Genomic DNA, 25492 nt, shown 5'->3' with positions numbered 1-25492 from the left:
GGTAATTGATTCGTAAAGACTACTTTATTGCCATGAAAACCTTGCCTGCCATCGCTGATGCCCTGCGCAGCCGCCTGCGCCAGCAGGGCCTGACCCAGGCCGGCCTGCGCGATGCGGCCGGCATCGCGCAGCGCACGCTCACCAATGTGCTCAGCGGCGAACAGGATTTCAAGGTCAGCACCTTGTTGGCGCTGGCCGACCGCCTGGGCCTGGAAATGATCCTGGTGCCCAAGGGCGCCGCCGCGGCGGTCGATGCCGGGGCCACCGTCAAGCCCAAGGTGCCCACGCGCATCGGCGTGGCGCGCCGCCAGGCCGGCGGAGCATCAGAATGAACGTGCAGGCCCTGGCCGTATTCATCGGCGCCCGGCGCGTCGGCGTGCTGTTCCGCTACAGCATGCCCGGAGCCGAGGTCGTTACCCGGTTCGTGGCCGACGACGCCTTCGCGCGCCAGGCCGATGCGCCCGTGGTATCGGCGGCCTATCTTGCCGAGTCGCCCGCCGACCAGGCGGCTTTCTGGGCCGACGTGCGCAGCGAGCCGCTCAATGGCCGCCATTCGCCGCAAAACGGCTGGCTGCTGCCGGCTTTCTTCCAGAACCTGCTGCCCGAAGGCGTGTTCCGCGACCACGTGGCGCGCATTCGCGGCTGCGATCCCAAAGACCATTTCGAAATGCTGGCGGCCTGCGGGGCCGACCTGCCGGGCAATGTCTATGCCCGCCCCGTGGAGCTGTCGCGCGATGCGCTGGCGCACTACGTCACGCAAGACCAGGATGCGCTCGAGATGACGGTTACCGCCGACCCGATGGAGCAGGGCGTGTCGCTGTCGGGCGTGCAGCCCAAGCTGGGCGTCATCAAGCAGGGCGAGCGGTACGTGGGGCGCACGCGCGACCACGACACCCACATCATCGCCAAGCTGCCGGTGGTGGGCCAGCCGCTGCTGCCCGAACTCGAAGACCTGTCGCTGCAGCTGGCGCGCGCCGCCGGCGTCGAGATCTGCCAGGCCTACCTGGAACCGCTGGAAAAACTGTCGGCCGAACACGGCTACGACCTGGGCGATGCCGATGCGCGCACCCGCTTCCTGGCGGTGGTGCGCTACGACCGCGAGCCGGGCCGGCGCATCCACTGCGAAGATTTCGCGCAGATACTGGGCGCCATGCCGGAAGAAAAATACCGCGCCGCCACTTACCTGGATGTCGCCGCGGCGCTGCTGGCGTTCGAGTCGCTGGGCGAACCCGCCGTGCACGAACTGCTGCGCCGCATGGTGGTCAACGAAATGCTGGGCAACCCGGACATGCACCTGAAGAACATGGGCCTGGTGTATCCCGACGGCAGGACGCCGCGCCTGGCGCCCGCCTACGACATCGTGGGCTATGCGGCCTACCAGGCCTGCCAGGGCCATGCCCTGCATATCGTGCCGCCGGCCATGCAGCCGCGCCGCCGCAAGGGGCAGGACGCCGGTGCCAAGCCCGGGTTGTCGCCGGCCATGCTGCGGGCATTCTGCGCCGGCCTGGGCATTCCCGAAAAACCCGCGGCCAGGGTGGTGGGCGATTGCGTCAAGGCCGCGCATGCGCAATGGCCGGCCCTGATCGCCGCATCGGCCCTTACCGCGCGCCAGCAGCAGAACCTGCTGACGCACCTGCACGCTCACCCGATGGTGAAATCGCTGCGCTGAGCCCGCCGGTTCAGGCTTGCAGAATCACGCGCACCGGCTCGAATCCGGCGCGCTTTTTCCAGGTCAGCAGGCCCGGGCCGCCATGTTCCAGCGCGCCGTACCACACGGCCTGCACGCCGGCCGCGCAAGGTTCGGCGGCATCGAGCAGCCAGCGCACGATGGCATCGTGCATCAACGGCATCACGCCATGGGCCAGATGGTCTTTGTGGCCCATCAGGTCCAGGTAATGCACCAGGTCGCCGCAACGCGTGAGCTTCACGTAGGCGACCAGGCGGCGATCAGTCTGCAGCGTGCCGTTGCAGTGACCGGGTTCGGGCAGGAACACGCCCCACCAGGTGGTCCAGTGGGTGGCGCAGCCGGGGGCCTGCCATGCGACGGGGGCGCAGGCCGGCGTGCCGATGTGGCGCGGCTTGAGCAGCCAGCGCGCCAGCACCGGCCCGCCGCTGCGCAGCGCCATCGAGGTTTTCACTGCATGCACGTCGTGCACGTGCATGGGCAATGCAAAGCGTTCGACGCAATAGCCCAGCCGCTGCGCCTGGCGGATTTTCGGCAGGGTGCGGCGGGAATGCCGCCGCAGCAGGGCGTCGAAGCCCGCGCCATCCGCGCATTGCGCCAGGTCCAGCATCATGGGCGTGGCGCGGCGGCCGGCGGCCGCCGCGGTTTCGCCGGGGGCGCGCATGTCGTAGCGCCGTGCGATGCGCGTAAAGCGCCGCAGCGCCTGGCCGGCGCCGGGGCCGTGCGCCTGCGCCGCGTGCATGGCCAGCTGCCGGGCCGGCAGTTGCGGGCCGGCCGGCCAGGCCCGCAGGCGCGGCTGTTTGCGCAGGCGTATCAGCAGCGGGTCGATGGCCAGGTAATACCCGGCCATCAGCACGTCGAACGGAGTCATGGGCAAATCCCGGAATATCGCGCGGTACGGCCAGAGCCGCGCGCAGCAGCGTGCAGCCGTGATCGTAATGCATCGGGCGCGGCGCAGGCTGGCGCCGCTACTCTAAGATGACGGCTTTCCAAGACCGGGGCGCATCATGGAACTGCGGCAGCTGGAATTGTTCATCGGCATCGCCGAGTCGGGGGCGTATTCGCGCGCGGCCATGCGGCTGTCCATCAGCCAGCCCATTCTCAGCCGCCAGATCCGGGCGCTGGAAGACGAGCTTGGCGTGGCGCTGTTCCATCGCACCGGCCGCGGCGTTACCCTGACCGAGGCGGGGGCGTTGCTGGAGCAATACGCGCGCGGCCTGGTCGAGACAGCGCGCAGCGCCGCCGCGGCCGTCAAGGCAATCGGCGGAGCGCCCAGCGGGCCCGTGGTGGTGGGCATGCCGGCCTCGATATCGACAGTGCTGTCGGTGTCGCTGATCGAAGCGTTCCGCGGCGCATACCCGGGCATGTCGCTGAAATTCATGGAAGGCTACAGCGGCCACGTGCTGGAATGGCTGGCCGCCGGGCGCACCGATATTTCGGTGCTGTACGACGCGCCGCGCCTCAGCATTCCGGCCTTGCCCACCGAAGCCCTGCTGACCGACGAACTGTTCCTGCTGGGGCCCGCCGGCGACCCGGCCGGCGTAGGCCGCGGCCCGGTGCCCGCGGCCCGCCTGAGCCGCATTCCCATGATCCTGCCCAGCCGGCCGCACGGCATACGCGTACTGGTGGATGAATCGCTGGACAGCATCGGCCTGGCGCCGAACGTGGAAATGGAAATCGACGCCATGCACTCGATGCTGCGCCTGGTCGAAAGCGGGCTGGGCTATGCCGTGCTGTCGTATTCCTGCGTGGCCGAGCAGATCGCCCAGCGGCGCATGCGGATCTGGCGGATTGTGCAGCCCACCATTACCCGCACGCTGGTGATCGCCACATCGACGCAGCGTCCTTCGACGCATGCCGTGCGGGCGCTGAGCACGCTGCTGCGGCGCCAGATCCAGGATCTGGTCGAGCAGGGCCGGTGGGCGCCCGACCCGTCGGTGTTTTCGTAAGGCGCGGCGGGCAGTTCAGGCGGGCAGCGACATGCGGCTGAGCGCATCGGCTTCGCGCAGCACGTCCAGGGCCAGCGCCTGGGCGCGTTCGTCGTCCAGGTGGCTGGACATGCCCGCGGCCGTCAGCGAATGGCTGAGCTTGCCCTGGGCGTCGAATACCGGCGCGGCCACCAGCGTGACCCCGTCGATGTAGTTGCCGGCATCGACGCTGTAGCGCTGCACCCGCGCCAGCTCGACTTCGGCGCGCCAGTCGGCGAAGCTGGGCGGGGATTCCCAGCGCAGCATGCCGAAGCGCTGTTCGATGCGCGACCAGGGCGTGCGCGAGAAAGCCGCCATCAGCCGGCCCGTGGCGCTGATCAAACCCGGAAAGCGGCTGCCCACGTCGACATGCAGCCTGAACGGCGCATGCGCCTTGGACAGCGCCACCACCACCATGTGGTCCAGGTCGATGACTTCGGCGGCGATGGCGGTCACGTTCCATTGCGCGGCGATGCGGTCCAGCACCGGCTGCGCCAGCGACGGAAAGGTGTTGGTCTGCAGGGCATTGCGCGCCAGCGACAGCAGGCCGCTGCCTAGCGAATAGCGCTTGGTGCTTTCATCGACCTTGAGCAGGCCTTCGTCGACCAGCACGCGCACGATGTGCAGGCAGGTGCTGGTGACCAGGCCCAGCGATTCGGCAATGGCCTTTACCCCCATGGGATTGGGCGACCGCCCCAGCAGGCGCAGAATGGCCACGGCGCGCGACACCGCGGGCACCGGCCGCAGGCGCGGGGTCTTGGCCGGGGGCGGGGCGGCAGAAAGGGGCGGAATGGCGGACATGGGGGTTCCTTGGAATGGATCTGTTTTGATTGTACCAGTACAAATAAAAGTGTTATTTGACAAAAAATAGGCAGGCTTCCAACAATGGCTCCATTGCCCGTCAACACGCCGGATGCCGATCGACGAGGTCGGCGCCATGCATCTAAAAATTGTATTAGTACAAACATAAAACCTATTCCGCAATTAATTTGGCAGACTATGTCCAAGCTTACCGACACGACTTCCTACGCCGCGGCTCAGGCCGGGTATACGCCGCAACAGCTGTGGAACCTGTTCGACGGATCGCGCGAGGCATTCAATATCGCCCATGAATGCGTCGACCGGCACGCCGCCGGCGACCGCACGGCGATCATCGTGGCGCAGGCCGATGGCGGCGAAACCTCGATCAGCTTCCGCCAGCTGGCGCGCCAGTCCAGCCGGTTCGCCCATTGGCTGGCGGCGCGCGGGGTGCAGAAAGGCGACCGGGTGGCCATCATGCTGGAGCCCTCGCCGGCGTTCTATGCGGCAATGTTCGGCGCGCTGAAGGCCGGCGCCATCGCCGTGCCCCTGTTCACGCTGTTCGGCCCCGACGGCGTGCGCCTGCGGGTGCGCGACTGCACGCCGCGCCTGCTGGTCACCAACACCGAAAAAGCCGGGATGTGCCGCGAACTGGGCGACACCGAGGTGCTGGTGGCCGACGCCGGCTTCGATACCTTGCTGCAGGCCTACCCGGATACCTACGCCAGCGCTACCCGGGCCGACGACGAGGCGATTTTCCAGTACACGTCGGGCACCACGCGCGAACTGCCCGCGGCCGTCAAGCACACCCATCGCGCCCTGGTGACCCTGATGCTGGCGGGGCTGTACGGCACCGGCCTGCGGCCCGGCGACCGCTTTTTCTGCCCGTCGTCGCCGGCCTGGGGCCATGGCCTGTGGCACGGCACGCTGGCGCCCCTGGCGCTGGGCATCACCATCGGCGCCTACAGCGGCAAATTCAACGCCGAGCGCCTGTTGAAAGCCCTGCAGGACGGCCGCTTCAACAGCATTTCCGCCGCTGCCACGCATTTCCGGATGATGCGCAACTCGGGCGCGGTGGCGCGCTACCGCTATTGCCTGCAGAAGGTGTCGTTCACGGGCGAACCCATGGACAGCGAGACCGAGGCGTTCGTGCGCCAAGCGTTCGGCCGGCCGGTCTGCAGCATGTACGGCACGACGGAAATCGGCGTGATTTTGGTCAATTACCCCGGCGCCGACGATTTCTGCGTCAAGCCGGGCTCGCTGGGCAAGCCGGTGCCGGGCGGCGTGGTGCAGGTGCAGGATGCGGCGGGCCAGCCATGCGCGCCGGGCGTCACGGGCGAGTTGAAGGTATGGCGCGGCGGCGCCTGGGTGGCCACCAAAGACCTGGGGCGCGTCGACGACGAAGGCTATTTCTACCACGCCGGCCGCGCCGACGACGTGATCATCTCGGCGGGCTGGACCATGAGCGCCGTCGAGATCGAGGACGCCATCCTGAAACACCCGGACGTGCGCGAAGCGGCCGCGATCGGCGTGCCCGACGCGCTGCGCGGCCAGGTCGTCAAGGCCTTCGTGGTGGCCGGGCGGCCGGGCGGAGAGCCCTTCATCAAGGAAATCCAGGACCTGGTGCGCAGCCGGCTCAGCCAGCACGAATACCCGCGCCATGTCGTGTTTGTCGACGAATTGCCGAAGACCCCCGCCGGCAAAGTCCATCGCAAGGCGCTGCGCGACCAGGAACAGCGCGCCGCTGCCGCTTGATCAACCCCCAAGGAGATTCCAATATGTCCGCCACTGGCGAAAGAACGTTTCCCAAGATCACGCAACAAGGCCTCGATGCCCTGCGTGAACGCATTGGCCACAAAATCGAGAATACCGCCGAGCCGTGGTGCCACGAAGCCACGCGCGACAACATCCGCCACTACGCGCACGGCATCGGCGACGACAACCCGCTGTGGTGCGATCCCGATTACGCGGCGCGCACCCGCCATGGCGGCATCGTGGCGCTGCCCAGTTTCCTGTTCGCCACCAGCCGCATTGTTTCGGGCTACGTGGGCGGGCTGCCTGGCGTGCACGCGATGTGGTCCGGGTCGGACTGGACCTGGCACAGGCCGGTGCGGCGCAACGACGAAATCCGCACCGAGGCCTACCTGAAAGACCTGGTCGAACACGAAACGCGCTTCGCGGGCCGCGCCGTCCAGCAGATCTACCACGTGGACTTCTACAACCAGGAAGGCGACCGGGTGGCCGAGGCCGACAGCTGGTGCTTCCGCACCGAACGCGACCATGCGCGCGAACAGGGCACCAAGTACAGCGAAGTGCGCGCCCGCGCGCCGCGCCGCTACAGCGCCGAAGAAATCCAGGAAGCCTATAAGCTGTACCGGGACGAACCGGTGCGCGGCGCGCAGACCCGCTACTGGGAAGACGTGGCCGAGGGCGAGGCGCTGCCCGTGATGTTCAAGGGGCCGATGACGGTGACCGGCTTCATCGCCTATGCGCAGGGGTGGGGCGGCCTGTATATCCGCGCCAACAAGCTGGCCTGGAAGCTGATCGATGCGCACCCCGGCGTGGGCATCACCAACCGCTTCGGCATTCCCGACGTGCCCGAGCGCGTGCACTGGGAAGAAGACTTCGCGCACGAAGTGGGCGCGCCGGGCGCGTACGACTACGGCCCCGAGCGCTCGTCGTGGCTGACTCACCACCTGACCAACTGGATGGGCGACGACGGCTTCCTGCGCCAGGCCCAGTGCAAGATCCGCCGCCACAACCCCGAGGGCGACATGCTGTTCATCAAGGGCAGGGTGGTGGGCAAGTACGTCGAAGACGGCCGGCACCTGGTGCGCGTCGAGCAGGAAGCCCGCAACCAGCACGATGAACTGTCGGTAGTGGGATCCGGCGTCGTTGAACTACCCAGCAGGAAGTAGCGCCACCAAGGAGACATCATGACCCAAACCCGGACCCCCGAGCTGCCCGGCGATGCGCCGGCGCGGCGCCCGGGTGCCGGGGCGCTGGCCGGCATACGCGTAGTGGATCTGTCGCGTGTGCTGGCCGGCCCTCTGTGCACACAGATGCTGGCCGACCATGGCGCCGACATCGTCAAGGTCGAGCCGCCGTTCGGCGACGAGACCCGGCGGCTGGGGCCGCCTTTCGAGGCGTCCGGCGACGCGGCCTACTTTGGCGCGCTGAATCGCGGCAAGCGTTCCATCGGCCTGAACCTGGCGCAGCCGGATGACCGGCAGGTGCTGCACGGCCTGCTGCGCGACGCGGATGTGCTGGTCGAGAATTTCCTGCCCGGCACCATGCAGAAATGGCAGCTGGATTTTGAGCGCGACCTGGCGCCGCGCTACCCCGGGCTGGTGTACTGCAGCATTACCGGCTTTGGCGGCGACGGGCCGCTGGGCGGCCTGCCGGGCTACGACGCCGTGCTGCAGGCCATGTGCGGGCTGATGAGCGTGAACGGCAGCACCGGATCGGGGCCCACGCGCATCGGCGTGCCTATCGTCGATCACCTGACCGGCTATGTGGCGTTCTCGGGCATCTTGATGGCCTTGCTGGCGCGCCAGCACAGCGGCGCGGGGCAGCGCGTGGAGGCCACGCTGTTCGACACCGCGCTGAGCCTGCTGGTGCCGCACGCCGCCAACTGGTTCTGCTCGGGGCAGGCGCCGGGGCTGACCGGCAACGCGCATCCCAACATCGCGCCCTACGACCAGTTCGATGCCGGAGACGGGCCCATCTTCCTGGGCATATTGAACGACGGGCAGTTCCGCAAGTTCTGCGAGCGGGTCGCGCGTCCCGGCCTGGCGCAGGATCCGCGCTTCCAGTCGAATGCGCTGCGCCTGCGCAACGCGGCCGCCCTGCGCGCCGAAATCGAGGCTGCGCTGCAGGGATGCCGGCGCGACGACCTGTGCCGCGACCTGATGGCGGCGGGCGTGGCGGCCGGCCCGGTCAATACGGTGCCGCAGGCATTCGCCCATGCCCATGCCCGGCATCGGCACATGCATGTGGCGCACGGCGCCTACCAGGGCATCGGCCTGCCGGTAAAGCTCTCGGTCACGCCGGGCCAGGCGGGCGCCGCGCCGCCCGGCTTCGACCAGCACCGCGACGCGGTGCTGCGGCAGGCGGCAGCATCCGGCCAGGACCCGGCGCCCGCAGGCAACGGCATTACCCAGGAGCCAGGTTCCGCAAATACCTGACTCCGTCAGCAGTCCCTGTTGTTCTCATACCGATAATTCAGGAGACATCATCATGTTGCGTTCCACCATGCTGGCGGCTTGCGTTCTTGCAGCCGCCGCCGCGCCGGCTTCGGCGCAGCAGGCGTATCCCGACAAACCCGTGAAAATCGTGGTTGCCTATACGGCGGGGCAGGGCACCGACGTCGCGTCGCGCTATTTTGCCGAACAGCTCAGCAAAGTACTGGGGCAGACCTTCTACGTTGAAAACCGCGGCGGGGCCGGCGGCAACATCGGCACCGACATCGCCGCGCGCGCCGCGCCCGACGGCTACACGCTGACCATGGGCACCAATGCCACCCATGCGCTGAATCAGTTCCTGTATCCCACCATGACCTACGATGCCGAACGGGATTTCGAACCCATCGCGCTGGTGGCGACGTTTCCCATGGCCTTGCTGGCGGGCGGCGATTCGGCGTTCAAGTCAGTGCCCGATGTGCTGGCCGCCGCGCGCGCCAAGAAAGGCGCCGCGGATGTCGGCATGCCCAGCACCACGGCGCGGCTGGTGCTGGAATTGCTGAAAGAGCAGACCGGCGCGCCGCTGTTCGGCGTGCCGTACAAGGGCTCTTCCACCGCCATGACCGACGTGATCGGCAAACAGATTCCGCTGACCATCGACACCGTGGCGGCCGCACGCCCGCAAGTCGCGGGCGGCAAGGTCAAGGTGCTGGGCGTGACCAGCCGCAAGCCCACCGAGCTGCTGCCGGGCGCGCCCACGATTGCGTCGCAGGGCGTGGACGGATTCGAGGTCATTGCCTGGAACGCGCTGTACGCCCCCAAGGGCACGCCGCCGGAAATCGTGGCGCGCCTGAACCAGGCCATCAACCAGATCCTCAGCCAGCCCGCCACGCGAAAACACCTGCTGCAGATGGGCTATGAGCCCGCCGGCGGCAGCGCCCAGGACCTGGCCGACTTCGCCCGCGCCGAGCGCCGCAAATGGCAGCCCATCATCAAGAAGGCAGGCATCCGGGCCGGATAGCGGCTGTGCCAGGTGTCAGGCTCCCGCAGGGTGCCTGACAGCGCTGTATGCCACGGCCATCTCGGTCGTGCGGTGTCAGGCACCTGGCGGAGCCTGACACCTGGGCAGTGCACAGGCAGAACGGTCAATCGCCGCGCTTGCGGATCGGCACGCCGCCCCAGGTTTCGACCACCTTGGCAATGTGGGTGAAATCGGCCTGCTCGCCGCACAGCGCCGTGGTCAGCACCAGCATTTCGCGCACGGCCGCGCCCACGATCATGGGCACGCCGATGGCCTCGGCCTCGTCCACGCACAGCCGCACGTCCTTGTAAGCCAGCCGCGCGGCGAAGCCGATGTCGAAAGTGCCTGGCAGCACGGCCTTGGGGAACTTATCCTGGGTGGCCGAATTGCGGCCCGAGCCGGCGTTGATGACATCCAGCATCACCGCCGGGTCCAGGCCCGCCTTCACGCCCATTGCCATTGCTTCGGACGTGACCGCCACCGCCGCGGCCGACAGCAGGTTGTTGGCCAGTTTCATGGTCTGGCCCATGCCTGCCTTGTCACCTAGGTAGAACACCGGGCCGAAGTGCTTCAGCGTGGATTCCAGGGCATCGTAGTGGCCGCGCGGGCAGGCGGCCATCACGGCCAGCGTGCCGCGCACGGCGCCGCCCACGCCGCCGCTGACCGGGGCGTCCACATACTGGATGCCGCGCGCGTCCAGTTCCTTGGCCACCAGCGCGGCCACGCGCGGCCCGATGGTGGACAGGTCGACCACGCGCCTGACCTGCGCGCCGCCGATCAGGCCTTCGGCGCCGATGGCCACCTGCTGCACGATCTCCGGCGTGGGCAAGCTCAGGAACACGGTGGCGGCGGTGTCGGCCACTTCACGCAGGCTGCCGCATGCGCGGGCGCCGCGCTCGCGCAGGCGCGCCACGGCGTCCTGGTTGCTGTCGTAGACAGCCAGGGCATAGCCGGCATCGAGCAGGCGGCCGGCCATCGGCCCTCCCATGTTGCCCAGGCCGATGAATCCGTAAGTGTCTTCTGACATGACTGTTCCTTTGGGTTGAAGAGGCGGCCTAGCGCGGTTGCAGGCCGATCTGCTGGGCCAGGTCGGCCACCCGTTTGGTGTCCTGGGCCAGCAGCCTGGCAAATGGGTCCGGCCCGCGTTCGGCCGGGCTAGGCGCCTGGGCGGCCAGCTGTTCCAGGCGGCCCTTGAATTCGGGGCTGTCGATCACGGCCGACAGGGCCTGGGCCAGTTTGTCGATGACCGGGCGCGGCGTGCCCTTGGGCGCCACCACGCCGTTCCAGATGGCCAGGTCGAACGCCGGCAGTCCGCCTTCGGCGAAGGTCGGCACGTCCGGCATCTGCGGCAGGCGCTTCGGGGTCGACACCGCCAGCGCGCGGATGCGGCCGTCTTTGTGCAGCGGCATCATGGTGACGGTCTGGTCGATGACGCCATCGATCACGCCGGCCATCAGGTCGGCCAGCGCGGGGCCCGAGCCGCGGTACTGGATCAGTTCGCCCTGCGTTCCGGAAAGATGCAGGAACATGCCTTCGGCCAGGTGGGCCGTGGTGCCCGGGCCGCCCGAGCCGAAATTCAGTTTCGGTGGGGACTTCATGCGCGCCAGCAGTTCCGGCAGGGTCTTGATGCCGCTTTTGTTGCTGACCGACAGCACCATCGGCACGGTGGCCACCGTGCCCACCGTGGCCAGATCGCGCACCGGGTCCACGCCGGCATCCGGATGCAGCAGGGGAATGATGGCCATCGACAGGTTGCTGAACATCAGCGTATAGCCGTCGGGTTCGGACTTCAACAGGCGCTGCATGCCGATCAGGCCGCCGGCGCCGGTGGTGTTTTCCACTACCACCGGCTGCTTCAGGGTCTTGGACAACGAATTGCCGATCAGCCGCGCCAGCGTGTCCAGCGTGCCGCCGGGCGCCACCCCGACGATGATGGTGATGGGCTTGGTGGGAAATTCCTGCGCGGCAGCCTGCCCGGACAGCAGCAAGGCGGCCATGCAGCCGGCAAAAAATCGCAACATGTCTTGTCTCCTTGGTTCTAGGCGCGCGGGCGTGGCCCGTATCTTCATCCTCCCGCCTTGCGCTGCGGCGGCGCCGGGCGGGTGGTTCCGATACTAGCCATGAGCACTGCAACAAGCCTCTACGGCGGAGACATACCAGCCTCGCCGTTTTGGGCATAACAGGCGGGCACGGCGTTTGCTATGCGGTGGCGCCACCACTGCCGAGAACGCCATGAAGCCGATCCGCAAAGCCGTCTTTCCCGTCGCGGGCCAGGGCACCCGCTTCCTGCCCGCCACCAAGGCCATGCCGAAAGAAATGCTGCCGATCGTCGACAAGCCGCTCATCCAGTACGCGGTCGAAGAGGCCGTCGAGGCGGGGATTACGGAGCTGATCTTTGTCACAGGGCGCCACAAGCGCGCCATCGAAGACCACTTCGACAGCATGCCCGAACTGGAAGCCGGCCTGCAGGCCAAGCACAAGACGGCTTTGCTGGAGGCGGTGCGCAACGTCATCCCGCCGCACGTGGCCTGCCTGTACACCCGCCAGTCGGCGCCGCTGGGCCTGGGCCATGCCGTGCTGTGCGCGGCCCCCCTGGTGGGCGACGAGCCCTTTGCCGTGCTGCTGGCCGACGACCTGATCGATGCGGATGTACCGGCCATCGGGCAGCTTATCGACACGGCATACCGCCACGACAGCGGCGTGCTGGCCATCCAGAATGTGCCGCGCGGCCAGACCGACCAGTACGGCATCATTTCGGGGCGCCGCGTCGACGCGCGCACTGTCCGGCTGCAGGGCATCGTCGAAAAACCGTTGCCGGCGGATGCGCCGACCACGCTGGCGGTGGTCGGCCGCTACATTCTCGAGCCCCGGATATTCGAGCTGCTGCGCGCCACCCAGGCCGGAGTGGGGGGCGAGATCCAGTTGACCGACGGCATTGCCCAGCTGCTGCGCGAGCGCCCGGTGCACGCCTATCAGTACGACGGCGTGCGCTACGACTGCGGCGGCAAGGCGGGATTCTTCCAGGCCACCATGGACTTGGGGCGCAAGTATCATGGGCTGGGCATTTCCCACGAAGAAGATGCGGTGCTGGCCGGCGATGATTGAGGCCGGGGCGGCGCCGGGAGTAAGCTGCCGTACGATTCCGGGAAAACCGCATGCAAGCACTGCTCAGGCAGGAAAAACTGTTGCTGCTGGCCATCGCGGCGCTCGCGGCGGCCCATGCCGCCGGCGCCCGCCTTACCGGCAATGGCGCCACGACGGCCGTCGTGGCCACGGTGCTGCTGGTCGCCGCCATCATCTGCGCGTCGCAGCGGGTGGCTTTCCACGCCGAGCAATTGGCGCATCGGCTGGGCGACCCCTACGGCACCATGGTGCTGACCCTGTCCGCGGTGCTGGTCGAAGTGGTGGTGCTGGGCATCGTGATGTCGCACGACACGTCGCCCACGCTGGTGCGCGACACGATCTACGCGGCCGTCATGCTCGACATCAACGGCATCCTGGGGCTGGCGGCCCTGATGGGCGGCCTGAAGCACGGCGAGCAATCCTACAACGACGATTCGGGGCGCGTGTACACCGTCATGATCCTGACCGCCATGGCGATTTCCATGATCGTGCCCGAGTTCGTCGACCGCGAGCATTGGCACTTCTATTCGGGCTTCACGATAGTCATCATGATCATGCTGTACACCGTGTTCCTGCGCATGCAGACCGGGCCGCACAGTTATTTTTTCAGCTACAGCTATCCCGACAAGCGGCGGCGCCCGGCGGCGCAGCCGGCGCGCGGGCCTTCCACGCTGCTGTCGATAGGCCTGCTGGTTGCCGGCGTGGTCATCATCGGAGCCTTGTCCGAAGTCATGGCCAAGAGCCTGAGCGTGTCGCTGGAGCATGTGCAGGTGCCCCCGGCGCTGCCGGCCATTGTGGTGGCGCTGATTTCCGCCAGCCCCGAAATACTGACCGCCCTGCGCGCGGCGCTGGCCAATCGCATGCAGTCGGTGGTGAATATCGCGCTGGGCGCCTCGCTGTCCACCGTCATCCTGACGGTGCCGCTGATGGAAGCCCTGGCGCTTTATACCGGCCAGCCGTTCGAGATGGCGATGACGCCCATACAGACCATGATGGTGCTGGTCACGCTGATCGTGACGGCGATCAACCTGAACGACGGCCAGACCAACGCCATCGAGGGCATGACCCACTTCGCCCTGTTCGCCACTTTCGTGATGCTGTCCATACTGGGCCTGTAGCGGCCCGGCGGCGGTGCCCCCGCCATCCCAGGAGCATGCCATGAGCCACAAAACCGATACCGGCGAACCCGGTCATTCGCGCGCGGAGCATCAGACCGGGCGCCGCGCGGCCCGTGAAGGCGCCGGACCGCGCCACGGATCGTCCGTGGCCCGCCTGTTCGACCATTTCGCCAGCTCGGTGGCCCGCGCGACGGGCTCGCCCATCGCCTTTGGCTGCGCGGTGCTGATCATTGTGCTGTGGGCCGTGGCCGGCCCGTGGGCCGGATTTTCCGAGGTGTGGCAACTGGTGGTCAATACCGGCACCACCATCATCACCTTCCTGATGGTGTTCCTGATCCAGCAGAACCAGAACAAGGACAGCCGCGCGCTGCATGTAAAACTGGACGAACTGCTCATGGCCCTGAAAGGCGCCAGCGACAAGCTGGTGGATATCGAAGATCTGGAAGAAGACGAACTCAATGAAATCGCCGAGAAATACCGGCGCCTGGCCACGGCGGCGCGCAAGCGGGCGTCTTCGGAATAAGCGCGGTATGGCAATTGCTGCACGATGGGCATTGCCGCAAGGAGGCCGCCATGTTCCGTCCGCAATCTGCCCATGCCCGCCGCGCTGCCTTGGCGATCTGCCTGTTCGCCGCGCCTGGCCTGTTGCTGGCCCAGACTGCCGCGTCGCCAGGCCCTGCGGCGGCCGAGCCGGGGTCCCGGGCCGCGCCGGACAGCGCCCGTACGCCGGACGGCGCTTCCACGACGCGCGGCCAGACGGATTCGAATCCCGACCGGCCCAGCGCCAGTCCGGGCCCACGCGCGCCGCATCCATCCCGGGATGACGGGCGGGCCCGGCCTTCGGCACAACAGCCTGCCCCGCAACCCATGCCGCGCGGGCAGGGCACCGTCGAACCGGGCCGGCCCGATGCCGCCCCGCAGACGCAGGTGCCGCCAGGACGCGCCGGCTCGGGCGGACACAAGCACGGCTACGGCCGCTGACGCCGGCAGCCCGGCACGCGGCTTGCTGGCCCACGGGCCCTGCCGCAATGGAGCACGCCATGTCTGCATCGAATCATCGTCAACCGGACGGCCCGCCCGGGGCGCCGCCTAATGATCCGGCCTGGCCGGGCCATCCCGAGCCGGAAACCCCCACGCCCGATCCTGACCGGCCGCCCCGCGATCCGGGCCAGGTGCCGGGCACGCCCCAGGGGCCCAATCCGGCTTCGCCCGACAGCATCGTCCTGGCCTAGAGCCTGGTCTTCAACCCCAGCCGCCGCGCCAGTTTGTGCAGATTGCTGGGATCGAGTTCCAGGGCCTGCGCCGCGCGTGTCCAATGGCCGCCGTGCGCGGCCAGCGCCGCGCGGATGGCTTCGCGCTGGCTGGCCTCGACGGTTGCCCGCAGCGGGGCCAAAGCGGGCAGAGGCGCCTCGGGGCGCGCCGCCGGCCCGGGCGCGGCCGGCAGGCCGTCCAGATCCAGCAGGGCGGCTTCCAGGGTGACGATTTCATTGGCGCGCACGCCGCGCCCGACGGCCTTGATGGCCGCCCGGCTGAGTACGTGTTCCAGCTCGCGCACATTGCCCGGCCAAAGATAGCGGCGCAGCGCGTCCTGTGCATCGCCCGACAGCCGCAGGCTGCGCAGGCCCAGGCGGGCGCGGTTGATTTCCAGGAAGCGCCCGGCCAGCAGCAGGACGTCATCACCGCGCTCGCGCAGCGGGGGAATGGGGATAGGGTAGACCGACAGCCGGTGGTAAAGATCGGCCCGGAACGCGCCATCGCGCACCAGGTCGCGCAGGTTGCGGTTGGTGGCAGCGATGATGCGCACATCGACATGGCGCGGGCGGTCGTCGCCCAGGCGCTGGATTTCGCCGTTCTGCAAGGTGCGCAACAGCTTGGCCTGCACCGCCAGGGGCAATTCGCCCACTTCGTCCAGGAACAGCGTGCCGTGGTTGGCGGCATCGAAGCGCCCCGGCCGTTCACTGATGGCGCCCGAAAAGGCGCCCTTGGCATGGCCGAACAGCTCGCTTTCGGCCAGCGATTCGGGCAGCGCCGCGCAGTTCACATGCACCAGCGACTTGGCGCGGCGCCGCGACAGCTGGTGCAGGCGATGCGCGAACAGCTCTTTGCCCACGCCGGTTTCGCCCAGCAGCAGCACGGGCAGTTCGGAATCGGCCACGACGTGCAGTTCGTGCAGCAGGTGGGCAATGGCCGGGCTCTGTCCCAGTACTTCGCTGTCCGTGCCCGCCGCCACCGCATCACTGGCGGCCGCGCCACGCACCGCGCGCAGCGCACGGATCTCGGCTTCGAGGCGGGTGGTGCGCACCGCGGCCTCGACCAGCATGGTCAGGCGCTGCAGCTCGGCGCGGGCCTCGGCGTCGAAGGTGCCGACCTGCAGGGCGTCCAGCGTCAGCACCCCCCAGGGCTGGCCTTCGACATGCAGGCTGGCGCCCATGCAGTCGTGCACGGGCAGGGGCTGGCCGGCGCGTTCGTCGATCAGGCCGTCATAAGGGTCGGGCAGGGTGCTGTCGTGGTGAAAGCAGGTAACGCCGCGCCGCCCCAGAATGGCCGCCAGGCGCGGATGCTGGCCGACGGCGTAGCGGCGGCCCAGCGCATCTTGCACCAGGCCGTCCACCGCGACGGGGCGCAGGTGGTCTTCTTCGAGTTGCAGCAGGGCCACCGCGCCGCAGCGAAAGTGCGCGCGCAGGCTCGACACCAGGCGCTGCAGCCGCACCGCCGGGGGCAGATCGGCCACCAGATCGGCCGTCAGCAAGTTTTCCATAAGGGTGAATTCTACCTGATAGGGGTGTTATTAACCCTTTTTAGCAGGGTGAATATGACCCTATCAAACGAAGCACCGTTGATTCGAAAGAACATTTTCCTGGCATGCGGTTCGCTTAAGACAAGAAGCAATCCTTTTCACGGAGATCTTCATGAGTCCGCATGCAGCACCCACCCCGATCTCGCCTGCCGACTGGCAGCAGGCGCCTTTGTCCGAGCTGATCAAGCATATTCTGCTGCGCTACCACGAACGCCATCGCCAGCAGTTGCCCGAGGCGATCCGGCTGGCGATGAAGGTCGAGCAGGTGCATGAAGGCCATGCCGATTGCCCGCATGGCCTGGCCGAACACCTGCACGCCATGCTGCAAGAGCTGGAAAGCCACATGCGCAAGGAAGAGCAGGTGCTGTTTCCCCTGATCGCGCAGGGCCGGGGCGCGCTGGCCGACGGCCCCATCGCCATGATGCGCATGGAACACGACCAGCATGCCGAAGACCTGGCGCAGCTGGGCAAGCTGACCGGCGGGCTGGCGCTGCCGGGCGACGCCTGCAACACCTGGCGCGAGCTGTACGCGCAACTGGCTGCGTTTCGCCAGGACCTAGCCGATCACATTCGCCTGGAAAACACCGTGCTGTTCCCCAATGCACAGGCCGGCCGGCCCGCCTGATCCCCCTTACGGAACCGCCACCATGAACATCGATAAATTCAAGCAGCAGCACCTCGACATCCTGGAGGGCATCGCCGCGCTGCGGCATTTGTCCAATGCGGGGGTGGGGCGCAATGCGGCGGCCATCGCGCGCGGCATCATCGCCATGAGCTCCACCATCAAGCTGCACCTGGCCATCGAAGACCGCATGCTGTACCCCGCGCTGGCGCGCAGCGCCGACACGGCGCTGGCTGAAAAAGGGCGCAGCTTCCAGCAGGAAATGGGCTCGATCGCCCAGGCCTACGCCGCATTCGCGCATCGCTGGAGCAATGCCCAGGCGCTGGCGGAAAACGAAGCCGGCTTCAAGGCCGACGCCAACATCGTGCTCAGGAAAGTGCGCGAGCGCATGCTGCGTGAAGACAGCGACCTGTACCCGCGGGTCGAGGCCTTGTAGCGCGCATGCCGGCCCGTCCGGGGCCTGCGCGCGGCAGGCCCCGCATTGCTGTGTCAGGGCGCTTGCGGACGATCAGTCCGCCTTGATGTGCGCCTTTTCGATGAGGTCGTGCCATTTTTGGGTTTCCTGGGCCTGGTAGGCGCCCAGTTCGTCGGGCGAGCCGCCGCCCACCGAGCCGCCCCATTCTTCCACCCAGCGCGTGACATCGGGTTGCGCCAACACCGCAGAAACATCGGCGCTGATTTTCTTGACGATATCGGCAGGCGTGCCGGCGGGCACGTACATGCCCCACCACGCATGCACCGCGAACCCCTTCAGCGAGCCCCCGGCCTCGGCCACGGTCGGCACATCCGGCAGCGCCGCCACGCGCTTGGGGCTGGTGATTCCCATCAGGGTCGCCTTGCCGGCCTTGATGTGGGGCAGCAGCACCGAGGCGTTGTGGAACAGCACTTCATACTGGCCCGCCAGAAAATCCGTGGTCATCTGCGAACTGGTCTTGTATGGAATGCCCTGCATCTCGATGTTGGTCATCTGCTTGAGCAGTTCGGCCGACAGGTGGGGCGTGGTGCCGATGCCGGGGTGCCCGTAGCGCAGTTTGTCGGGATGCTGCTTGATATACGTGAGGAGCTCGCCCAGGTTCTTGACGGGCACGCTGGGGTGCACCACGAACAGGTTGGGCATGGCCATCACCATGGTCACCGGCTTGAAATCTTTCACCGGGTCATAGGGCAGGTGGTCCATGATGCTGACGCCCACGGACATGGCGCCGATGGTGCTGACCAGCAGGGTATAGCCATCCGGGGTTGCCCTGGACGCGCGTTCAGTGCCGATGATGCCGCCCAGGCCGGGCGCGTTCTCGATCACAACCGGCTGGTGCCACCGTTCACCCAGTTTTTCCGCGAGCAGGCGGCTGATGGAGTCCGGGCTGCTGGCGGTGCCGGCCGCGACGATGATCCTCACCGGCTTGTCCGGGTAGCCTTGCGCGCCGGGCTGCGCTGCGCTGGCGCAGCCGGCGGCCAGGGCCAGGCCGGCGCAGGCGGACGCGATCAACTTGTTGAACATACGTGGTCTCCTTATCGTTTTAGTCGAAATACAGGAGTCCAACGTTATTCCCGAAGCCCTCTGATTTGAATCAGGAGGCCGCACGACTTTTTCACAGCGTGAACTTATGGCGCCAACTGCCGGGCGCCAGCCTTCGGGTTTGCCCGGGGAAAGGCGAAGCCCTATTCGATATTCTGCGCCTGCTCGCGCATCTGCTCGATCAGCAGCTTCAGGTCCATGGCGGCGCGGGTGACGTCCATGCTGCCGGCCTTGGAGCCCAGCGTATTGGCTTCGCGGTTCATTTCCTGGAACAGGAAATCCAGGCGCTTGCCGGCGCTGCCGCCGCCGCGCTTGCCGTCGGGCTTGGCCTTGCCGCCGCCGCCCAGCAGATGGCGCAGCTCTTCCAGGTGCGAGCGCAGCCGGGCCAGTTCTTCGGCCACATCGATGCGCAGGGCGAACAGGTTGGCTTCCTGGGACAGCCGCTCGGAAAGCTCGGGGCCCGAAATATGGGTAAAGCCGCCGGGGAAGGCCGCCTCGACCGATTCGCGCAGCTTGGTCGCCAGCTTTTCCCGGTGGTCGGCCAGCAATTGGGGCAGATGGGCTTCGACCGCTTCGACGATGCGCGCCACGCCGTCGGCGCATTCCAGCATCGTGGCGGCCAGGCGCTGGCCTTCGCGTTCGCGGCCTTCCTGCAGCTGTGCCAGGGCCTGTTTGGCCGCCTGCAGGCATGCCGCGCCCCAGGCCTGCGGATCGAGCGCGTCGGTGCCGCGCTGGCCGGGCCAGTTGAAGAGTTCCGCCAGGCGCGGCGGCGCCACTTCGGGCAGCACGTTGCGCGCGGCCTGCAGCTGTTCGGCCAGGTGCTGCAGCCAGGCGGGGTCCAGCCTGGCCAGCTCGGCGCCGGCGTTGCGGGTGTACGAGGCCCGCACTTCGACCTTGCCGCGGCCCAGGCTGGTGGTCAGCAGTTCGCGCAGCGGCGTTTCGGCGTGGCGCAATTCGTCGGGCAGGCGGAAATACAGGTCCAGGTAGCGGCTGTTGACACTGCGCAGTTCCAGCGCCAGGGTGCCTTGTTCGAGGTCGGCGCGGGCGTTGCCGAAGGCAGTCATGCTGCGGATCATGGGGGTGTCCTGAAGAAAATCCGGAAATAGGGCGGGGCGCCAGGCGGGCCCCTTTACAGCAGGATACCTCAAGATACTTTAGGCGCCGTCCGGTGGCGCGGCCCCACGTACAATGCGGCGCAATGTCCATGTCCGGAGCCTGCCCCGTGTCCTCTTCTTCCGCTAACAGCGTGCCGCGTCCGTCCGGCCGTGCCGTCGATCAATTGCGTCCCTTCAGCCTGCAGCGCGGCTACACCCGGTACGCCGAGGGCTCGGTGTTGGTGTGCGCGGGAGACACGCAGGTGCTATGCACCGCCAGCGTGCTCGACAAAGTGCCGCCGTTCCTGAAGGGACGCGGCGAAGGCTGGGTAACCGCCGAATACGGCATGCTGCCGCGCGCCACCCATACGCGCGGCGACCGCGAGGCCGCGCGCGGCAAGCAGAGCGGGCGCACGCAAGAGATCCAGCGCCTGATCGGCCGCAGCCTGCGCGCGGTGTTCGACATGCAGGCGCTGGGCGAGCGCACGCTGCACCTGGACTGCGACGTGTTGCAGGCCGATGGCGGCACCCGCTGCGCCAGCATCACCGGCGCCTGGGTGGCGGCGGCCGATGCGGTGGCGCTGTTGATGCGGCGCGGCGACCTGGCCGCCAATCCCATCCGCGACGCGGTGGCCGCCGTGTCGGTGGGCATGGTGGCGGGCCGGCCGGTGCTCGACCTGGACTACCAGGAAGACTCGGCCTGTGACGCGGACGTGAATGTCGTCATGACGGGCTCGGGCGCTTTTGTGGAAGTGCAGGGTACCGGCGAGGGCGCCACCTTTGCGCGCGCCGATCTCGACGCCATGCTGGCCCTGGCCGAGCAGGGCATCGGCCAACTGGTGCGGGCCCAGCACGCGGCGCTGGCGTAAGCCGCGCGCCTCGCCTGGCAGCAAGGCGCCTGTCCGGGGGTAAAAATTCTTGAATATGCGAACATTCTGTGGCGCAGCTCTGCTGATTCTGGCGGCAGGCTGCTCCAGCGGACGCTATTACGCGCATCCCGACCGGAGGGTTGCCGTGCCGGCGGGCCAGCCGGCCGCCCAGGCGTCCGTGCAATGTACAGCGGCAAGCGCCCAGGTTGCCGCGAACGGCCGCGCCGATACGCTGTTTGTGCACCCCGGCATGCTGTCGCTCAGCGCGCACTGGGACCGCGGCCTGGCCGTGGCCAGCGGGCAGTTGCTGGTGCGCGATGGCTACGCGGCGCGCATCGTGGAACTCGATGGGCGCGATCCGGAAAGCATGGTGCCGCTCATGGTGAAGGACCCCGGCAGCCGCTTCATCGGCCTGCACTACAGCATGGGCGGCCGGGCGGACCTGGTGGCGCGCAGCGTCGCGGCAACCCGGAAGGCGTCTCTGGCCGCCGGCCGGCCGATGGCGTATTACCCCATTCTGGTCGATCCCGCCGCGTTCCGCGACGTGGGCAGCAAACTCGACATGAACAGCCCCTATCTGGGCCAGATGTTCGTGATGGTGTCGGCCGAGCATGCCGTCTTTCGCACCGACATCCAGTCGGTGGCGCGCAAGGTGCTCGACCACCCGAAAACGCACCTGATCTATGCCGAAGACTTCGGCCTGGAGTGGGGGCATTTCGATGTGCTGTCGGCGGTGACCGCGGCGCAGCCGGATGACAGGCAGCTGCGCACCCGGGCGGTGTTCATGATGATCGCGGGCGGCATCAATGCCGGCGCCAGCCCGGCGGAAATGACTGCCAGGCTGAATGCATTGAAGGTCCGCTATGCCCGGGCCGATCACCGCGCCGTGTATGCCGCGTGGCTGCCGCCGCAGCCCGGCTCCCGGGCGTGCGGCGCCACGCCCCCGCACAGCGCCGCCGTGGCGCCTTAGCCTCTTGTTCTTCAGGTGTCTGACTCCCGCAGGGTGTCAGACACCGTACGACTGAGACAGCCAGGCCACACAACGGTGTCTGACACCCCGCGGGAGTCAGACACCTGCACGGGCTTGCGTGCGAACTATCTGGGCGGCAGCAGCGCGCCTACGCGGGGCAGGCTTTCCAGGCTCCAGATGGTGTCGATCAGGCCGCGCACTTCGGCTTCGGTGGCGGCTTGCGCGTAGACCCCCAGCTGCAGGGTCTTTTCTTCGATTTCGGCGCGGCTCAGGGTGTTGCCCGGGTCGCCCTTGGGTTCGTCCACGCGCGCATGCAGCATGCGGCCGTCGGTGGTGCGCACCGTGACCTTGCCGATCCAGCGTTCGGGATAGGCGCTGTCGACTTCCGGGTCGAGTTCCATGCGGAACTTGCCGCGCAGCCCGGCCACGTCCTGGTCGCCCAGCGCGGCGTCGAACTCGGCCAGGCCGGCGCGGCCGCTGCGCGCGATCAGGGCCAGCACGGTGCCCATCGAGAACTTGGACTGGTGCACGGTCTTGGGGTCGACCACCGGGCCCAGCACGTCGATGGCGCCCTGGTGCACGTGCGCCACGACTTCGGCCAGATCGCTGTCGCGCAGCTTGTATTCGCGCATGGCCTGCTGCAGCGCGTCGGCGGCGGGGTGCGTGTGGCGGCACGAGGCATGGTATTTGAACGAGGTCTCGGCCAGCGCCCAGCGCTGGCCCAGGCGGTCGAGCAGGCGGGCCGGGTCGGCATCGGTGGACATGCCCGCCGCCATGCCTTGCGCGCCTTCCAGGATGCGGCGCGCGCCGGTAAAGCCTTCTTGCGCCAGGTAGGCCGCGGTCAGGCCGTCGGCCGCCGCCTTGGCGGTATGCAGCTGCTTGGAATCGGCCGCATCGCGCAGGAATTCCCACAGCCCGGCGGCCTGCGTACCGGCCGAACCCAGGGCGTGCAGCATCTGTTCGGCGTTCAGGTTCAGCAGCCGGCCCACCGTGACCGCCGCGGCCACGGTGCCGACCGTGCCGGTGGTATGGAAAATCTTGTAGTGCGAGCGTCCCAGGTATTCGCCGACGCGGATGCCGACTTCATAGCCGGCCACCGCCGCCACCAGCAGGTCTTTGCCCGACCGGCCCAGCGCCTGGGCCACCGCCAGCGCGGGCGGGAAGACCACCGCGGCCGGGTGGAACACCGAACCGTTGTGCACGTCGTCCTGTTCGACCACGTGGGCGGCCGCGGCGTTGACCATGGCCGCGAACAGCGGCGTTGTCTGGCGCCGCGTGATCAGCACCTGGGCGGCGCCTTCGGCCGGCCCCATGGCGGCCGCATAGCGCTCGATGGCCTGCACCGCCCGGGCGTTGGCGCCCGCCAGGACCGAGGCCAGGCAGTCGAGCAGCAGGTCTTCGGCCCGGCGCAGCACCGGCGCGGGGATGTCTTCAAAGCGCAGGCCGGCGGCGAACTCGGCCAGTGCGGCGCTGGGGTGGGGATGGTTGGCGGTCATGGGAATCAGAACGAACGGGGCAGGCCCAGCACGTGCTCGGCCACGTAGGAAAGGATCAGGTTGGTGGAAATCGGCGCCACCTGGTACAGGCGCGTTTCGCGGAATTTGCGCTCGACGTCGTATTCGGTGGCAAAGCCGAAGCCGCCATGGAACTGCAGGCAGGCGTTGGCCGCTTCCCAGGACGCATCGGCCGCCAGCAGCTTGGCCATGTTGGCCTGGGCGCCGCAGGCCTGGTGGGCGTCGAACAGGCGGCAGGCTTCGTAGCGCATCAGGCTGGCGGCTTCGACATTGATGTGCGCGCGGGCGATGGGAAACTGCACGCCCTGGTTTTGGCCGATGGGGCGGCCGAACACGACGCGTTCCTTGGCGTAGGCCGCCACCTTGTCCACGAACCAGTAGCCGTCGCCGATGCATTCGGCGGCGATCAGGGTGCGTTCGGCGTTCAGGCCGTCGAGAATGTACTTGAAGCCCTTGCCTTCTTCGCCGATCAGGTTTTCGGCGGAAATTTCCAGGTTGTCGAAGAACAGCTCGTTGGTCTCGTGGTTGACCATGTTGGGAATGGGGCGTACCTGCATGCCATGCTTGACCGCATGGTGCAGGTCGACCAGGAAGATCGACATGCCTTCGGACTTGCGGGTCACCTGGTCCAGCGGCGTGGTGCGGGCCAGCAGGATCATCAGGTCGGAATGCTGGACGCGCGAGATCCAGACCTTCTGGCCATTGATCACGTAGCGGTCGCCGCGCCGCACCGCGGTGGTCTTGATCTTGGTCGTGTCGGTGCCGGTGGTGGGTTCGGTGACGCCCATCGACTGCAGGCGCAGCTCGCCGTTGGCGATGCGCGGCAGGTATTCGCGCTTTTGCGCTTCGGAACCGTGGCGCAGCAGGGTGCCCATGTTGTACATCTGGCCGTGGCAGGCGCCCGAATTGCCGCCGCTGCGGTTGATTTCTTCCATGATCACCGAAGCTTCGGTCAGCCCCAGGCCGGAACCGCCGTATTCCTGGGGAATCAGGGCGGCCAGCCAGCCGGCCTCGGTCAGGGCGCGCACGAATTCTTCGGGATAACCGCGTTCTTCGTCGATTTTGCGGAAGTATTCGCCGGGAAACTGGGCGCACAGGTCGCGTACGGCTTCGCGGATGTCCTGGAAGGCGTGATTGGTGTCGGGCATGGCGGGGTTCTATGATGAGGCTTGCAGATAATCCCGGCACTTTGCCGCAACCCGGGCCGGATTGCCAATTTATGATTGCTTAATACCGGGTTAGCAATTGCCGAAGAACAGAGGAATTCATGGCGGGGCACTTCGATCTGACCGACTTGCAGCTGATCGTGCACATCGGCGACTGGCACAGCCTGACCCGCGGTGCCGAGAAAACCCATTTGTCGCTGCCGGCGGCCAGCACGCGCATCAAGAACCTGGAAGAGCACTTCGGCACCCAGCTGCTGTACCGCACCAGCCAGGGGGTCACCCTGACGCCCTCGGGCGAGGCCCTGACGCGCCATGCCCGCACCGTGATGCGCCAGGTAGAGCAGCTGCGCGGCGACATGCAGGAATTCGCCCGCGGGGTCAAGGGCCACGTGCGCGTGCTGGCCAACACCACCGCCATGACCGAATTCATGCCGGCCGTGCTGGGCCGTTTTCTGGCCGCCCATCCCGACGTCAATGTCGAGCTGCGCGAACGCCTCAGCTACCTGATCGTGCGGGCGGTGGCCGAAGGCTCGGCCGACCTGGGCATCGTGGCCGGCTGCACGGCCGACCAGGGGCTGCAATTCATCCCGTACCGCAAAGACCGGCTGGTGATGGTGGCCGCGGCCAGCCATCCGCTGGCCAGCGAGACCGCCGTGGCCTTCGCGGACACGCTGGGCAACGATTATGTCGGCCTGTCCGAATGGAGCGCCATCCATCCGTTCCTGGTGCAGGCGGCGGCCGCGCTGGGGCGCACCTTCAAGTTCCGCATCGAAGTGGGCAACTTCGAGGCCGTGTGCCGCATGATCGAGACCGGCGTGGGCATTGGCGTCATTCCGGAATCGGTGGCGCTGCGCTTCGCGCGCACCCTGAAAGTCGCCATCGTGCCCCTGACCGACGACTGGGCGCTGCGCGAGCTGCAGATCTGCGTGCGCGACCGCGACGCGCTGCCCGCCTTCGCGCGCGAACTGGTCGACATGCTGGTGGCCGACGTGCCCGAGCACGAACGCCAGGTCGCGCCGCCGGCCGCCGCGGGCTGAATGTCAAGAATCTGC

Annotated in this window: 25 protein-coding genes; 16 read left to right on the top strand and 9 right to left on the bottom strand. The window is 67.7% G+C overall.

The window, feature by feature from the left end:
* Positions 1-32 precede the first annotated feature (32 nt).
* Positions 33-332, top strand: coding sequence for a helix-turn-helix domain-containing protein (locus tag J2P76_RS03600; RefSeq protein ID WP_207404519.1), 300 nt, complete (start codon positions 33-35; stop codon positions 330-332).
* Positions 329-1669: a type II toxin-antitoxin system HipA family toxin gene (locus tag J2P76_RS03595; RefSeq protein ID WP_207404518.1), complete on the top strand. Its 1341-nt coding sequence runs from the start codon at positions 329-331 to the stop codon at positions 1667-1669. Before J2P76_RS03600 ends, J2P76_RS03595 begins: the two co-directional genes overlap by 4 nt.
* Positions 1670-1679: 10 nt before the next feature.
* On the opposite strand, the gene J2P76_RS03590 is transcribed toward J2P76_RS03595, so the two are convergent.
* Positions 1680-2555, bottom strand: a complete 876-nt coding sequence (locus J2P76_RS03590) for a hypothetical protein (RefSeq protein WP_207404517.1) — start codon at positions 2553-2555, stop codon at positions 1680-1682.
* Positions 2556-2691: 136 nt separating this feature from the next.
* On the opposite strand from J2P76_RS03590, the gene J2P76_RS03585 reads away from it, so the two are divergent.
* On the top strand, positions 2692-3633 hold the full coding sequence (locus J2P76_RS03585) for a LysR family transcriptional regulator (protein WP_207404515.1): 942 nt from the start codon (positions 2692-2694) through the stop codon (positions 3631-3633).
* 15 nt (positions 3634-3648) lie between these two features.
* Here J2P76_RS03585 and J2P76_RS03580 read toward each other — a convergent pair whose 3' ends face one another.
* The gene (locus J2P76_RS03580) at positions 3649-4452 is read right to left on the bottom strand and encodes an IclR family transcriptional regulator (RefSeq protein ID WP_207404514.1); all 804 of its coding nucleotides are present in this window, start codon (positions 4450-4452) and stop codon (positions 3649-3651) included.
* Positions 4453-4650: 198 nt separating this feature from the next.
* Between J2P76_RS03580 and J2P76_RS03575 the strand changes: the two genes are divergently transcribed.
* From J2P76_RS03575 to J2P76_RS03560, 4 genes are read left to right on the top strand one after another with little or no spacing between them, the layout of a single operon-like run.
* Positions 4651-6204 carry an acyl-CoA synthetase gene (locus J2P76_RS03575; RefSeq protein ID WP_207404512.1) on the top strand — a complete coding sequence of 518 codons (1554 nt, stop codon included), beginning with the start codon at positions 4651-4653 and terminating at the stop codon, positions 6202-6204.
* Positions 6205-6227: 23 nt separating this feature from the next.
* The gene (locus tag J2P76_RS03570; RefSeq protein WP_207404511.1) at positions 6228-7367 is read left to right on the top strand and encodes an FAS1-like dehydratase domain-containing protein; all 1140 of its coding nucleotides are present in this window, start codon (positions 6228-6230) and stop codon (positions 7365-7367) included.
* Between the two features lie 18 nt (positions 7368-7385).
* Positions 7386-8636, top strand: a complete 1251-nt coding sequence (locus J2P76_RS03565; RefSeq protein WP_207404510.1) for a CaiB/BaiF CoA transferase family protein — start codon at positions 7386-7388, stop codon at positions 8634-8636.
* A 52-nt stretch (positions 8637-8688) separates the two neighbouring features.
* Positions 8689-9651 carry a Bug family tripartite tricarboxylate transporter substrate binding protein gene (locus tag J2P76_RS03560; protein ID WP_207404508.1) on the top strand — a complete coding sequence of 321 codons (963 nt, stop codon included), beginning with the start codon at positions 8689-8691 and terminating at the stop codon, positions 9649-9651.
* 124 nt (positions 9652-9775) lie between these two features.
* Here the strand turns inward: J2P76_RS03560 and J2P76_RS03555 are convergent, their stop codons facing one another.
* Positions 9776-10678: an NAD(P)-dependent oxidoreductase gene (locus tag J2P76_RS03555; protein ID WP_207404507.1), complete on the bottom strand. Its 903-nt coding sequence runs from the start codon at positions 10676-10678 to the stop codon at positions 9776-9778.
* Between the two features lie 28 nt (positions 10679-10706).
* On the bottom strand, positions 10707-11672 hold the full coding sequence (locus J2P76_RS03550; protein WP_207404506.1) for a Bug family tripartite tricarboxylate transporter substrate binding protein: 966 nt from the start codon (positions 11670-11672) through the stop codon (positions 10707-10709).
* Between the two features lie 211 nt (positions 11673-11883).
* Here J2P76_RS03550 and galU point away from each other — a divergent pair, with 211 nt between their 5' ends.
* The 4 genes from galU to J2P76_RS03530 all read left to right on the top strand — a co-directional run bounded on the left by galU (position 11884) and on the right by J2P76_RS03530 (position 15124).
* Complete coding sequence (gene galU, locus J2P76_RS03545; protein WP_207404504.1) at positions 11884-12756, top strand: UTP--glucose-1-phosphate uridylyltransferase GalU; 873 nt, start codon at positions 11884-11886, stop codon at positions 12754-12756.
* Between the two features lie 50 nt (positions 12757-12806).
* Positions 12807-13892 carry a calcium:proton antiporter gene (locus tag J2P76_RS03540; RefSeq protein WP_207404503.1) on the top strand — a complete coding sequence of 362 codons (1086 nt, stop codon included), beginning with the start codon at positions 12807-12809 and terminating at the stop codon, positions 13890-13892.
* Between the two features lie 40 nt (positions 13893-13932).
* Complete coding sequence (locus J2P76_RS03535; RefSeq protein ID WP_207404502.1) at positions 13933-14415, top strand: low affinity iron permease family protein; 483 nt, start codon at positions 13933-13935, stop codon at positions 14413-14415.
* A gap of 517 nt (positions 14416-14932) precedes the next feature.
* Complete coding sequence (locus J2P76_RS03530; protein ID WP_207404500.1) at positions 14933-15124, top strand: hypothetical protein; 192 nt, start codon at positions 14933-14935, stop codon at positions 15122-15124.
* Here the strand turns inward: J2P76_RS03530 and norR are convergent.
* On the bottom strand, positions 15121-16650 hold the full coding sequence (gene norR, locus J2P76_RS03525; RefSeq protein ID WP_207404499.1) for a nitric oxide reductase transcriptional regulator NorR: 1530 nt from the start codon (positions 16648-16650) through the stop codon (positions 15121-15123). The two genes, J2P76_RS03530 and norR, sit on opposite strands and share 4 nt — an antisense overlap.
* A gap of 151 nt (positions 16651-16801) precedes the next feature.
* Here norR and J2P76_RS03520 point away from each other — a divergent pair, with 151 nt between their 5' ends.
* Together J2P76_RS03520 and J2P76_RS03515 are read left to right on the top strand one after the other, a co-directional pair.
* Positions 16802-17314, top strand: coding sequence for a hemerythrin domain-containing protein (locus tag J2P76_RS03520; protein WP_207404498.1), 513 nt, complete (start codon positions 16802-16804; stop codon positions 17312-17314).
* Positions 17315-17336: 22 nt separating this feature from the next.
* Positions 17337-17747 (top strand): hemerythrin domain-containing protein, encoded by a 411-nt coding sequence (locus J2P76_RS03515; RefSeq protein WP_207404496.1) that lies wholly within the window; start codon positions 17337-17339, stop codon positions 17745-17747.
* A gap of 72 nt (positions 17748-17819) precedes the next feature.
* Here the strand turns inward: J2P76_RS03515 and J2P76_RS03510 are convergent, their stop codons facing one another.
* Entirely contained in the window at positions 17820-18809 is a 990-nt protein-coding gene (locus J2P76_RS03510) for a Bug family tripartite tricarboxylate transporter substrate binding protein (protein ID WP_207404495.1), read from the bottom strand.
* 161 nt (positions 18810-18970) lie between these two features.
* Positions 18971-19903: a YicC/YloC family endoribonuclease gene (locus J2P76_RS03505; protein ID WP_207404493.1), complete on the bottom strand. Its 933-nt coding sequence runs from the start codon at positions 19901-19903 to the stop codon at positions 18971-18973.
* A 146-nt stretch (positions 19904-20049) separates the two neighbouring features.
* Here J2P76_RS03505 and rph point away from each other — a divergent pair, with 146 nt between their 5' ends.
* Together rph and J2P76_RS03495 are read left to right on the top strand one after the other, a co-directional pair.
* Entirely contained in the window at positions 20050-20790 is a 741-nt protein-coding gene (gene rph / locus J2P76_RS03500) for a ribonuclease PH (protein WP_207404492.1), read from the top strand.
* 55 nt (positions 20791-20845) lie between these two features.
* Complete coding sequence (locus J2P76_RS03495; protein ID WP_207404491.1) at positions 20846-21760, top strand: hypothetical protein; 915 nt, start codon at positions 20846-20848, stop codon at positions 21758-21760.
* Positions 21761-21885: 125 nt separating this feature from the next.
* Here the strand turns inward: J2P76_RS03495 and J2P76_RS03490 are convergent, their stop codons facing one another.
* Both J2P76_RS03490 and J2P76_RS03485 read right to left on the bottom strand, forming a co-directional pair.
* The gene (locus tag J2P76_RS03490) at positions 21886-23256 is read right to left on the bottom strand and encodes an MmgE/PrpD family protein (RefSeq protein ID WP_207404489.1); all 1371 of its coding nucleotides are present in this window, start codon (positions 23254-23256) and stop codon (positions 21886-21888) included.
* Positions 23257-23261: 5 nt separating this feature from the next.
* Positions 23262-24422 (bottom strand): acyl-CoA dehydrogenase family protein, encoded by a 1161-nt coding sequence (locus J2P76_RS03485; RefSeq protein ID WP_207404488.1) that lies wholly within the window; start codon positions 24420-24422, stop codon positions 23262-23264.
* Between the two features lie 119 nt (positions 24423-24541).
* Between J2P76_RS03485 and J2P76_RS03480 the strand changes: the two genes are divergently transcribed.
* Complete coding sequence (locus tag J2P76_RS03480; RefSeq protein WP_207404487.1) at positions 24542-25477, top strand: LysR family transcriptional regulator; 936 nt, start codon at positions 24542-24544, stop codon at positions 25475-25477.
* Positions 25478-25492 lie beyond the last annotated feature (15 nt).

Source organism: Bordetella petrii (assembly GCF_017356245.1).
GTDB classification, from domain to species: Bacteria; Pseudomonadota; Gammaproteobacteria; order Burkholderiales; family Burkholderiaceae_B; genus Bordetella_A; species Bordetella_A petrii_D.
This window is presented reverse-complemented; position numbering and strand designations above follow the sequence as displayed.